The sequence below is a fragment of the Desulfosporosinus sp. BICA1-9 genome (assembly GCF_000802135.1).
This window is the reverse complement of the sequence record NZ_JUEE01000213.1, coordinates 23,582-36,230: the sequence shown is the minus strand read 5'-3', so window position 1 is coordinate 36,230 and position 12,649 is coordinate 23,582. Positions and strand designations below refer to the sequence as shown.

The 12,649-nt window shown below is 42.1% G+C and carries 11 protein-coding genes and 2 riboswitches; all 11 genes read left to right on the top strand.

The genetic code is table 11. The features are described from left to right. Positions 1 to 66: 66 nt before the first annotated feature. The 11 genes from JL57_RS26510 to JL57_RS26460 all read left to right on the top strand — a co-directional run bounded on the left by JL57_RS26510 (position 67) and on the right by JL57_RS26460 (position 12,565). On the top strand, positions 67 to 2,157 hold the full coding sequence (locus JL57_RS26510; protein WP_034144894.1) for a ribonucleoside triphosphate reductase: 2,091 nt from the start codon (positions 67 to 69) through the stop codon (positions 2,155 to 2,157). After that, complete coding sequence (locus JL57_RS26505; RefSeq protein ID WP_034144893.1) at positions 2,154 to 2,837, top strand: anaerobic ribonucleoside-triphosphate reductase activating protein; 684 nt, start codon at positions 2,154 to 2,156, stop codon at positions 2,835 to 2,837. The genes JL57_RS26510 and JL57_RS26505 overlap by 4 nt, the downstream gene beginning before the upstream one ends. A gap of 90 nt (positions 2,838 to 2,927) precedes the next feature. After that, entirely contained in the window at positions 2,928 to 3,458 is a 531-nt protein-coding gene (locus JL57_RS26500; RefSeq protein ID WP_034144892.1) for a cob(I)yrinic acid a,c-diamide adenosyltransferase, read from the top strand. Between the two features lie 46 nt (positions 3,459 to 3,504). Continuing rightward, complete coding sequence (locus JL57_RS26495; RefSeq protein ID WP_034144891.1) at positions 3,505 to 4,410, top strand: LysR family transcriptional regulator; 906 nt, start codon at positions 3,505 to 3,507, stop codon at positions 4,408 to 4,410. Positions 4,411 to 4,618: 208 nt separating this feature from the next. Beyond that, positions 4,619 to 8,266 carry a methionine synthase gene (gene metH, locus JL57_RS26490; RefSeq protein ID WP_034144890.1) on the top strand — a complete coding sequence of 1,216 codons (3,648 nt, stop codon included), beginning with the start codon at positions 4,619 to 4,621 and terminating at the stop codon, positions 8,264 to 8,266. A gap of 71 nt (positions 8,267 to 8,337) precedes the next feature. Continuing rightward, positions 8,338 to 8,526: riboswitch (cobalamin riboswitch) on the top strand. A gap of 134 nt (positions 8,527 to 8,660) precedes the next feature. Continuing rightward, positions 8,661 to 8,861 carry a hypothetical protein gene (locus JL57_RS26485; protein ID WP_034144889.1) on the top strand — a complete coding sequence of 67 codons (201 nt, stop codon included), beginning with the start codon at positions 8,661 to 8,663 and terminating at the stop codon, positions 8,859 to 8,861. After that, positions 8,857 to 9,043, top strand: a riboswitch (cobalamin riboswitch). Its footprint overlaps the gene before it by 5 nt. 159 nt (positions 9,044 to 9,202) lie before the next feature. Continuing rightward, on the top strand, positions 9,203 to 9,466 hold the full coding sequence (locus tag JL57_RS26480) for a X2-like carbohydrate binding domain-containing protein (protein ID WP_034144888.1): 264 nt from the start codon (positions 9,203 to 9,205) through the stop codon (positions 9,464 to 9,466). 183 nt (positions 9,467 to 9,649) lie between these two features. Beyond that, positions 9,650 to 9,898, top strand: coding sequence for a hypothetical protein (locus JL57_RS26475; protein ID WP_034144887.1), 249 nt, complete (start codon positions 9,650 to 9,652; stop codon positions 9,896 to 9,898). Between the two features lie 45 nt (positions 9,899 to 9,943). Beyond that, positions 9,944 to 10,873 (top strand): nickel ABC transporter permease, encoded by a 930-nt coding sequence (nikB, locus tag JL57_RS26470; RefSeq protein WP_034144886.1) that lies wholly within the window; start codon positions 9,944 to 9,946, stop codon positions 10,871 to 10,873. A 26-nt stretch (positions 10,874 to 10,899) separates the two neighbouring features. Continuing rightward, positions 10,900 to 11,754, top strand: coding sequence for a nickel ABC transporter permease subunit NikC (gene nikC / locus JL57_RS26465; protein ID WP_291300609.1), 855 nt, complete (start codon positions 10,900 to 10,902; stop codon positions 11,752 to 11,754). Then, on the top strand, positions 11,738 to 12,565 hold the full coding sequence (locus JL57_RS26460) for an ABC transporter ATP-binding protein (RefSeq protein ID WP_291300608.1): 828 nt from the start codon (positions 11,738 to 11,740) through the stop codon (positions 12,563 to 12,565). Before nikC ends, JL57_RS26460 begins: the two co-directional genes overlap by 17 nt. Positions 12,566 to 12,649: the final 84 nt, after the last annotated feature.

The following is a 12,649-nucleotide window of genomic DNA, read 5'->3' as shown; positions in this document are numbered from 1 at the left end:
CACAGCCTCTTGGCGCTCAGCGTCAAGGGGCTTTTTGAATTGGAAAAATTGGAGGTTATTTAACCGATGATAACAGAAATTATTAAAAGAGATGGAAGAATTGAGTCTTTCAATCAAGAGAAAATAGTTCATGCAATTTTTAAAGCTGCCACAGCTTGTGGAGGATCGGACTATGAGCGTGCTGAGGAAATAGGCAGACAGGTAGTAGATGTATTACAAAGAAATTTTAGGGACAAGCAACCGGATGTAGAATCGATACAAGATATCGTCGAAAAAGTCCTCATAGAAAACGGACATGCCAAAACAGCCAAAGCATATATACTTTATCGTCAGAAAAGGAAAAGCACCCGTGAAATGGATGCGCTGATTGGGGCGACCATTGGTATGTTTTCCGACTACCTAGGAGATAAGGACTGGCAAATTAGTGAGAATGCGAACACCCAAAAAAGTATCAATGGTTTAAACAATTATATACGAGAAGTCTTTACCAAAAAGTATTGGCTTTATGAAATCTATCCTCAGGAAGTTCGAGAGGCGCATGAAAGTGGAGAGTGCCACATCCATGACCTGGGCTTTTTTGGACCCTATTGTGCAGGATGGGATTTGAGACAGCTCCTGCTGGATGGATTCGGAGGAGTACCTGGCAAGGTGGAAAGCGGTCCAGCCAAACATTTACGATCTTTCCTCGGGCAAATCGTAAATTCTACCTTTACTACACAAGGGGAAACTGCCGGAGCCCAGGCTTGGTCAAGTTTTGACACCTTTTGTGCGCCTTTTATTCGGAATGACCAATTGACATTTACTCAAGTCAAACAGTGTTTGCAAGAATTTGTTTTTAACCTCAATGTTCCCACACGGGTTGGATTTCAGTGCCCCTTTTCCAACCTTACGTTTGACATCAGGGTGCCTTCTACATTGAGAGATGAGCAGGTGATTATTGGCGGAACATACGCTGAGGATAAATATGGAGATTTTCAGGAAGAGTTGGATATGTTCAACTTGGCGTTCTGTGAAGTGATGCTGGAAGGAGATTCAAAGGGAAGAGTGTTTACTTTCCCAATTCCCACCCTTAATATTACCAAAGACTTTGATTGGGAGAGTCCTGTAGCGGATGCCTTTATGAGAATTACTTGTAAGTATGGAATTCCTTATTTCGCTAATTATGTAAACTCAGATCTGTCTCCCGAAGATGCTGTATCCATGTGCTGCCGGTTAAGGCTAGATACCGGTGAACTCAGGAAACGAGGTGGGGGTTTGTTCGGAAGCAATCCTCTCACAGGATCAATCGGTGTAGTTACCATTAACCTGCCTAGATTAGCGTATCTATCCAATTCAAAACAGGAATTTATGGAACGTCTGAACCAAATGGCGGAAGTCGGGCGCACGGCCTTGGAAATCAAGCGGAAAATTATTGAGCAGCAGTCAGAACGGGGGATGTATCCCTATTCATGCCATTATTTGAGACATTCAAAGGCGCGGACCGGGCATTATTGGCACAATCATTTCAGTACGATCGGTATCATAGGAATGAATGAGGCATTACTGAATTTCATGGGCCAAGGAATTGAAACTGAAGAAGGTCGGGAGTTTTCGGTGAGTGTCATGAACTATTTGAGAGAGCTGCTGGTTAAATTTCAACACGAGACCGGAAACGTCTACAATTTAGAGGCGACGCCAGCAGAGGGAACATCATACCGTCTGGCTATGTTGGATATTAAAAAGTATGACTCAATTATTACGGCTGGTGATGAAGTTCCTTATTACTCAAACTCAACCCAACTTCCGGTAGGTTATACGGATGATATATTTGAGGTTTTGGAGCTACAGGACGAACTGCAGTCTCTTTACACAGGGGGAACGGTTCAGCACCTCTATCTTGGAGAAGCAGTTGAGGATATTAAGGTTTGTAAGCGGCTTATTCAAAAAATATTTAACAAACATAAAATCCCATACATCTCCATTACGCCAACCTTCAGTATCTGCGACTCTCACGGATACATCAGCGGAGAACATTTCAGATGCCCTGAATGTGGTGCCGAAGCCGAGGTATGGTCCAGAGTGACAGGATACCTCAGACCGGTCAAGAACTATAATCTTGGGAAGAAAGAAGAGTATAACCAGAGGAAAAAATTCAGGATTCAGGAGGTGTTATCATGAATATAGCAGAATTTATAAAGGCCTCATTTGTGGATTATCCGGGTAAGATAGCGTCTGTGGTTTTTACCCAGGGCTGTAACTTAAGATGTGGTTATTGTCACAACGTCAGTCTACTAGATACTAAGGACACTTCAAACGGTATTCTGCCTGAAGAAATTTTCGAATGGCTTTCCAAAAGAAAAGGAATGATCGACGCAGTGGTTGTAAGCGGAGGAGAACCGACGTTGCAAAAGAATCTTCACGTTTTTATCGAAGAATTGAAAGCAATGAGGATGCTCGTAAAGCTTGACACAAACGGAACAAATCCGGATATCTTGAGAACGCTGATAGAAGAAGAGCTTCTAGATTTTATCGCCATGGACTTAAAGGCTCCGCTCAGCAAATATGAAAGCATTACAGGGACAAGCCAGTTGGAGTTATCGTCAATTCGGGAAAGTGTGGAAGTCATTAAAAATAGCGGACTTGCCCATGAGTTCAGGACAACACTATGTCCAGAACTCGAAGCAGATGATATACCCAGCATCATTTTAGATTTTGAAATTGCTTCAAATTATGTGGTGCAGAGCTGCAGAAGCACGGAACTTAAAAAAGCAGCTAGGAACATGCAAGATTTGAAGAGATTGACTCAGTGGTCTAAAAAGAATTTGTCCTTCTCTTTTCGAGGATTTGAAGTCGGCTAAGGTGACGTGCTGGGTGATGTAGTTACCCTTGTCCCAACCGCCTCGGAGAGTGCCGTGAGGTTAGAAGTTAATGAGGGAGGAGAAATAAGCATGCAACAAGGTCTCATCCATATTTATACAGGTGCAGGGAAGGGGAAGACGACAGCAGCAATCGGGTTGGGGCTCAGGGCGTATGGGCAAGGACTTAGGGTCCTCATGGTTCAATTTTTAAAAGGATGGACTACGGGAGAAAGGAAAGTCATCGCCAGTTTAGGACCGTGCTTTCAGCTCTTTAGTAAGAAAGAAAATGACAAATTCACTTGGGGAATGACAGAGGAAGAAATGGCAGGAATAAAAGGAGAAATGCGGATTGGTCTGAACTATACTATTGAGGCCGTCAAGAGCGGGGAATGGGATTTGATCATCATGGACGAGATTATGGCAGCGGTGAATTGCGGGTACCTGCCTCTGAAGGAAGTAGTCGAGATTGTTAAGATCAAGCCACTAAAATTGGAACTCGTTCTGACAGGGAGGGATGCCCCTTCAAAGCTGATCGAGTTAGCTGATTATGTCTCGGAAATAACTGCCCGCAAACATCCCATGGAAAAGGGCATAATGGAGCGAGAGGGAATAGAGTATTAAGACTAGCTGAGAAATCACAACAGGGAAAGAACAGGCAGGTGAAAAAATGACACTTCAACAGCTTAAATATGCAATTGTAATCGCAACCTGGGGCTCCATTAATGTCGCTGCAAAGCGTTTATTCATATCTCAGCCCAGCCTTTCCAACGCAATAAAAGAATTGGAAGCAGAGCTTAATATCACGATTTTTGAGCGCTCCAACAAGGGAATTAGTATTTCAGTTGAGGGGGCAGAATTTCTTGGCTATGCACGGCAGGTATTGGAGCAAACAGAACTGTTGAAAAACCGTTACCTAGATGCAAAGCCATCTCCCCAGCACTTTTCTGTTTCAACCCAGCACTATGCTTTTTCTGTAAATGCCTTTGTAAATCTCATAAAAAAATACGCCTTGGAGGAATATGAGTTTACCTTGCGAGAAACAAAAACCTATGAAATTTTGGAGGATGTAAAAAACCTCCGCAGCGAAATCGGTATTTTGTATCTCAATGAATTTAATTCAAAGGTAATCAATAAGCTTATGAAAGAAAACAATTTGGAGTTTACAGTATTATTTAAAGCTGCACCTCATGTTTTCATCAGTACTCAAAATCCGCTGGCAAAGCAAGAGAGAGTCACGTTGGAGGATTTGGATTCGTATCCCTGCCTGTCCTTTGAACAAGGAGAGTACAATTCTTTCCATTTTTCAGAGGAAATATTGAGTACCTTATCTCATAAAAAGAGTATCCGTGTGAGCGACAGGGCAACTCTGTTTAATCTTCTGATCGGATTAAATGGATACACCATTTCAACAGGCGTTTTAAGTGCTGACCTTAACGGCAATAACATCATCCCAATACCCTTGAATATTAATGAAACTATTACTGTAGGATGGATTTCACATAAAAGTGTAACGCTTAGCAGGCTTGCGACAGCTTATGTGCAAGAATTGGACAAAGTAACTAAAAATCTATAGATGATTCCACTGTAGAAACCTATTACACGTCTAAAATCATAATTATATACCTTATTTATAAGATGCCCTAAAATGGCTTGTTATAGTTTTATGCTATAACAAGCCATAGCTTTTTAGAGTTACCCTATATCTCTTTTATCATGCTATAGTGAATGTATTAGGTTCAAATACATCAAAAGTATTTACTCAAAATTAAGGGGGCTAACTAATGAGATATAATATCGAGGATTATTTAAAGGAAAGAATTCTTGTCCTGGATGGCGCAATGGGGACTTGTATCCAAGGATATAACTTAAATGAGCAAGAGTTTACCGGAAGTTGTAATTGTCATAGAAGCCAAAAGGGGAATAATGACCTTTTAAATATTACTCATCCAGAGATTATTAAAGCTATTCATAAAAGTTATCTAGAAGCTGGGGCGGACATTATTGAAACAAATACCTTTAATGCAACCAGAATATCTCAAAAGGATTATGGTATGGAGGATAAGGTCTATGAGCTTAACTTCCAAGGAGCAAAGCTAGCAAGAGAAGAGGCAGATCTTTTTACTAACGTTGATCCAAGTAAACCGCGTTTTGTAGCAGGTTCAGTTGGGCCTACCAATAGAACAGCATCCCTTTCACCAGATGTTGAAAACCCAGGAATAAGAAATATTAGCTTTGAGGAACTCGTACTTGCTTATGGGGAGCAGGTACAGGGGCTTGTAGATGGTGGAGTAGATATTATATTTATTGAAACAATATTTGATGCCTTAAATGCTAGGGCAGCTATATTTGCAGCTGAAAATGTCTTTGAGGAAAAAGGTATAACACTGCCTATAATTATCTCAGGTACTATTGCGGATAAAAGTGGTCGTATCTTATCCGGTCAAACGCTTGAAGCTTTTGCACACACTATGAAGGGTGATGAAATTCTTGGCATAGGATTAAACTGTTCCTTTGGCGCTAAGGATTTAATTCCTTTCATTAAAGATCTTTCCAAAACACAAGATCGGTATGTAACCTTCCATCCAAATGCAGGTCTGCCAAACTCCCTAGGGGAGTATGAGGAACGTCCGGAAGAAACTGCGGCTTTGGTAAAGGAATTAGCAGAGGAAGGTCATTTAAATATTGTCGGGGCATGTTGCGGTTCAACACCGGCGCATATTAAAGCGATCAGTGAAGCGGTTAAGGGTATCAAACCAAGAAAAATTCCTCTGATCGAGAAAGAGACTGTTTACTGTGGTCTTGAAGCCATTGTCATAAAGAAAGAAAATAATTTTGTCAATATTGGGGAAAGAACGAATGTTTCTGGATCAGCTAAGTTTGCAAGACTAATTAGAGAGAAAAAATATGAAGAAGCATTATTTGTGGCCAAGGAACAGGTGGAAAACGGAGCACAAATTATAGATATAAACTTTGATGATGGGCTACTTGATGCCTTAAGTGAAATGGATATATTTCTTAAGCTTCTCGCTAGCGAGCCAGATATTTCCAGAGTTCCAGTGATGATTGATTCATCAAAATTTGAGGTTTTAGAAGTAGGCTTAAAGGCAATTCAAGGTAAAGCAGTTGTAAATTCTATAAGCCTAAAAGAAGGGGAAGAGGAGTTTATTCGGCAAGCGACGTTAATTAAAAGATATGGTGCGGGCGTTGTGGTAATGGCTTTTGATGAACAAGGCCAGGCAGATACTTTTGAGAAGAGAATTGCAGTTTGCAAAAGAGCTTATGATTTATTAGTGAATAAGGTGAAGTTTCCACCAACTGATATTATTTTTGACCCTAATATTTTAGCAATTGCCACAGGGATTGAAGAGCACAACAATTACGCGGTCGATTTTATTAACACCGTAAAATGGATCAAGGAAAATCTTCCTTATGCCAAGGTAAGTGGTGGGGTAAGTAATTTATCCTTCTCCTTTAGAGGAAACAATGCCATAAGGGAAGCTATGCACTCTGCGTTTTTGTATCACGCTATTGCTGCAGGAATTGATATGGCTATTGTAAACCCAAGTATGATTCAAATTTATGATGAAATAGATAAGGAGCTCCTGGAAAAGGTTGAAGATGTGATCTTGAATAAAACACCGGATTCTGCCGAAAAACTTTTAGAGTTTGCGGAAAAATACAAAGCGTCTGGTGGGGATCAAGTTGAGAATAAACTTGCCTGGAGAGAGAAAGATTGCAAGGAACGATTAATACATGCTTTAGTAAAAGGCATAGCGGAATTCATAGAAGAAGACGTTGAAGAAGTCAGAAGACAATATGACAGAGCAGAAAAGGTTATTGAAGGACCGCTGATGGATGGAATGAAGGTGGTTGGAGAATTATTTGGAGAAGGCAAAATGTTTCTCCCGCAGGTTGTAAAAAGCGCAAGAGTTATGAAAAAGGCTGTAGGCTTTTTATTACCATACATTGAGGCAGAGAAGAAGAGTAGTGAAAGTAGCAGTGCAGGAAAAGTGGTCGTTGCAACGGTTAAGGGTGATGTCCATGATATAGGCAAAAACATCGTTTCAGTCATTCTGTCTTGCAATAATTTTGAAGTTATTGATCTTGGAGTAATGGCATCTTGCGAAGTAATCCTCCAAACAGCAAAAAAAGAAAATGCAGATATCATAGCCCTGAGTGGACTTATTACTCCCTCATTAGATGAGATGTCTAATGTGGCGGAGGAAATGGAACGGCAAGGGTTTAATATTCCCCTGATGATTGGTGGAGCAACAACTTCTAAGACTCACACATCCTTAAAGATTGCACCTAAATATTCAAAGGGAGTCGTGTATAGCGTTGACGCTTCAAAAGCCGTAGAAGCTGCTAAAAAGCTGGTCGATAAGAATGAAAGAGATAGGTATTTAGCCCAAATTGAGGAGGAATACCAAAATCTAAGAGAAAGCTACGGGAAAATTGAAAGAAAGCTTGTGCCACTGGAAGAAGCTAGAGAAAAGAAATTTAAAATAGATTGGAATAAGGAAAGTATAAGCGTTCCAAACTTAATTGGAACTAAACATTTGAAAAATTTCCCCATCAGCGAGATTAGAAACTATATTGATTGGTCTTATTTCTTTGTAGCTTGGGGTATGGGCATGGTGTATCCCAAAATTATGGAAGATCCTAAATATAGTGAAGAAGCTAAAAAGCTTTTTGATGATGCCAATGAAATGTTAGATTTACTAGAGAGGGAAGACATACTTACAGCAAATGCTGTTTTGGGTATTTTTCCTGCTAACTCTTTAGGAGATGACCTTGAAATGTACCATAATGGAAGTGTTACAACCTTCAATATGTTAAGGCAACAAACGATTTCCAAGGATAATGTCTATAGATGCCTTGCGGATTATATAGTCCCTAAGGATAGTGGAAAAACTGATTATTTAGGCGGATTTATTGTAACGGCAGGCGTTGGTGCTAAGGAATATGCCGAGAACCTTAAAGAACAAGGCAATGACTACGGAGCAATTATGGTAAAACTTCTTGCTGATAGGTTAGCAGAAGCCTTCGCGGGGTTATTACATCTTCAGGTAAGAAAGGATTATTGGGGATACGCTCCAGATGAAAATCTAGAGCTTAAATCTTTATTAAAAGGGTCATTTAGGGGAATAAGACCTGCCTTTGGATACCCTTGTCTTAGGGATCATGCTGAAAAAACAAAACTTTTTCAGCTTTTAGAGGGAGAAAGTAATACGGGTATAACTTTAACAGAACATTATATGATGGATCCTGTTGCTAGTGTGTGCGGTCTGTACTTCAGCTCTCAAGATGCAAAATATTTTGATATCCACAGAAGTGATAAGGTTCAAGTGGATGATTACGCAAAGCGAAACAATAAAGAGCTTAAAGAGATTGAGAAGATGTTAATTACAATCTTGGCGTATAAATAAAAAATGCTTGGTGTGATTTTTTGAGCTGACAGGGCTTACAAAAATTTAAAGTTAAGGTTATAATGAAAACAATTCAATATTAGGTAATGAGTGATTCTTTTCTAAGGGAAAGAATTTAAAAGGGAAGTCAGTAAAATCTGACGCGGTCTCGCCACTGTAATAGGGAGTTGCCTCACAAAATGTCACTGGATTTTATCTGGGAAGACGTGGGGCTATGATGAACTAAAGCCAGGAAACCTGCTCATTACGGATCAACACAGGAGCCTACGGAAGATAGGGGAGGTGTCGTTTATGTCGGGAAGTCAGCGTATTTTATCCGGCTAGCGGAGTCACTATATCCCTTTACAGGTATTCTGTAGAGGTTTTTTTGTTTTTCTTGAAGGAGGCCTGACTGGTGAGACATCGAGAGCAAAATCAGGAGATGGAAAAGCACAGGCAAGCGTTGCTTGATGCGCGAGGAGAAATCTTGGGGAAGTATAATTCGGAAAAGGAGCAGAGGATTCAGTGGCTAGTGAAGTTTATAGATATTGAAGACGAACTCGAAGAATTATCCCGTCGGCAAAACCAATGGGCTATAAAAGTAAAATTGAACTAATATAGAAAATTCAGGTATCGGAGCATGTGTGCTTCGGTTTAAAAAGGAAGCAGGTGCAATTCCTGCACGGTCCCGCCGCTGTGATGGGGAGATGTTTCGTTAAGGTCACTGGTTTAGTCTGGGAAGGTGCGAAACATTGATGATCCAGAGTCAGAAGACCTGCCTGTATTTTATACACCAACTACTCTACGAGCGATAGGGGGAGGTGTTAAAAGTGCTGGCATCAATATATGATTATCAGTATTTTTAGCCTTTTGACCAATCGGTTGAGAGGCTTTTTAATGTTCAAAGTAACCGAGGGGATATTTTAGTTAGAGGTATGGAGAAGGGGAAGAATAGAAATGAAAAGAAAATTTCGAAAGTTTTATTTAGGGCTGTTGATAGCTGTAATGATGCTTTCCATACTGGTTATGCAAATTCCTTTGGCTAAACCGGCTTATGCGGCAACAGATTCGAACAGTACTATAGCGCCTGTAACGGCTGTTTTTGACAAGAACCCGTCTAAGCAGGCCGATATATCTGTAACAATGGCTGTTTACGGAAACGACATCTTAAACAGTATAGCCAATGGAGAGACTACGCTGACGGCAGGGAGCGACTTGTAGTAGCGGGAAATAAAATTCAAAATATTCTTTTACTGGCGTTTACTTAAGCCTTGGTTATGTAGCTACATATACTAGATTACTTCGAACAAATGTTATTGAAATAATGAACCTTAATTATATGAAAGCAGCCAAAGCAAAAGGGTTGAGTGATAATGAGCCATCAAGGAAAGAGATATCCTCACAATGCATCAACTGTTTTATAAGAGTATAGAAAGCGGGTATGCCGGAAAATACCGTGACATAGATGTGCTCATCAGCGGTTCATATATACTGGTGCTGGCTCACCGACTGTCTACCATCATGGTGGCCGATAGGCTGGTTGGGATGGATCACGGAAAAATCATGCAAATTGGCAGACACGAACAACTGATTACGCAGGAAGGCTTCTACAGGGAACTGGTTTCTTCACAGTTTGAGCAGAAAAAGATATGAGCTGCGATTTATCTGCAGCGTAAGTATGGGAGGGAGCATTGTACCTTGCTGAGATTTATTATAAAACGAGCGTTCAGTCTTATTCTGATTCTACTCGCAATTTCTATTATTACATTTACGCTGACCCATCTTTCGGCAGGAGATGCGGCTTCGATCATTGCGCGAGACAACGGGGGACAGCAGACAGAAGAAGCAGTAAAAATTATTCGGACGGAACTGGGGCTGGATCAACCGCTCACCGTACAATATGGAAATTGGCTCAAAAGCGTGCTCAAAGGGGATCTTGGAACTTCGTATAAATCCAAACGGCCGATTCTTGATGAACTTATAGTGCGGTTTCCCGCTACGCTGAAACTTGCCCTTTGTGCCATGGCACTGCTATTGCTAATCGCGTTGCCGCTGGGCATCTTGTCTGCGATGTATCCCGAATCTTGGTTGGATCGACTGGGAAGGAATTTTTCGTTTTTAAGCGTATCGATGCCATCTTTTTGGCTGGGGTTGCTGCTTCTGTATATATTTGGCGCTCGTCTCAAATGGATACCGGTAGTGGGCAACAGTTCTTCGAATACAATCATACTGCCGGCAGTTACGCTGGCATTGGGCCATGTAGGACCGTATATCCGCCTGCTTCGAACCAGTATGCTCGATGTTCTGGGAAAGGAATATATCAAAGCACTTCGGGCGAAAGGCTTGCTTGAGCGCTACGTCATCGGCAAGCATGCGCTGAAAAATGCCATACTGCCCATCATCACACAGATGGGTATGGCATTTGGGGGGCTGCTGGGAGGATCATTCATTGTGGAATCCATATTTTCATGGCAGGGATTAGGTAAATATGCGCTCGATTCCATTGGATATAAGGATTTACCGGCGATTCAGGGATATGTGCTGATGATGGCGGTCGTAATAGTGGGCATTAATTTGCTAGTCGACATTCTTTATGTGTATATTGATCCGCGTATTAAATTGAATTGACTATATGTCGAAAGGAGAGTGATGCCGTGAAGAAGGAATTCTGTTGCTCTATGCAAAGAATGCCGCCTCGTTTTTTAAAAAAGCTGTTGCATGACAAAAGGGCGATTGTGGGAATCTGTCTGGTGGCAATGATCTGTACGATTGCTCTTCTCGCCCCCTTCATTGCTCCGACCGATCCGGTTGAGATACACATGAAAAACAAGTTGCAATCGCCGAGCAAAACCAACTGGCTGGGAACGGACAATCTTGGCCGCTGCATCGCATCAAGGATTATTTGGGGAACGCGATCATCGTTGCTGTATGCTGTGATTGTGCTGGGCATGATGTTGCTCATCAGCATCCCCCTGGGATTATTGGCTGGATACGCAGGAGGGATAATTGATACGGCCATTATGCGGTTTACCGACATTTGCATGGCCTTTCCCAGTTCGATTCTCGCATTGGCGGTAACGGGAATACTCGGTGCGAGCGTCAAAAACCTCATTATTGCCATGGCGTGTGTCTGGTGGAGCGGGTATGCAAGACTAATTCGCGGCATTGTTTTGCAAATCAAGGAACAGGATTTTGTGCTGGCGGCGCAAGCGGCAGGATGTTCAAAGCGGCGCATTGTGTTTCATCATGTTTTAAGAAACGCACTATCGCCAATTATCGTATTGGCAACGCTGGAGGTTGGTACGATTATTCTTGCCATAGCGGGATTCTCGTTCATTGGGCTTGGGGCACAGCCACCGGCACCGGAGTGGGGCGTCATGCTCAGCGACAGCAGGCAATATATTCAAACGCAGCCACAACTGATGATTTATCCGGGTGCGGCAATTATGGTGACGGTTATGGCGTTCAATCTATTGGGAGAGGGACTGAAAGATGCGCTGGAGAGATGAAGCTGAGAAAATGCTTTTAAATAGTAGGCAACAAGATGTCGTCCTAAGCGTAAAGAACCTTAAGGTGGAATTTAGGCTGCCTGGGAATGTCATTCAGGCGGTGAATGGAATTAGTTTTGAGGTGCGCCGTGGCAGAATTACAGCGCTGGTGGGAGAAAGCGGTTGCGGTAAATCCGTTACGGCCATGTCCATTATGGGCTTGCTGGAGTGCAAGGGAAGCATTATCGATGGTGAGATATTGGTAAGTGGACAGGACGTCCGCGGGTTATCCGCAAAACAACGGCACAGCTATTGCGGTGTTCAGGTGGGCGTTGTTTTTCAAGATCCCGTAAACTCGTTGGATCCCCTTTTCTCAATCGGTGATCTTGTCTCAGAAACAATACGCGCGCACCGCAACATAACCAGACGTGAAGCAAGGGCACAGTCTGTGGAACTGCTTAGACGTATGCACTTGCCCGATCCCGAGGGGATAATGAATAAATATCCTTTTCAATTGAGTGGTGGCATGTGCCAAAGGGTCATGATTGCGATTGCCATGGCAATGCACCCCCCGTTGTTAATCGCGGATGAACCGACAACGGCACTCGATGTGACTATCCAGGCGCAGATTTTAGACCAGATTTGCACCATGAGCAGAGAGACTCAGACAGGCGTTTTATTCATAACACACGATCTGGGTGTAGTAGCGGAAATTGCAGATGACATCTATATCATGAAAGAGGGTATGATTGTGGAGGCGGGTACTGTGTTGGATGTGTTCCATTGCGCGCAGCACGATTATACCAAACAGCTTTTGAATGCAATTTTGTAGAGTGTGAAGGTGTACCGTGACGATTTTATTAGAAACTACCGGATTAAGCAAATGCTTTTATACCTCGAAAGCATTTTGGGGCAA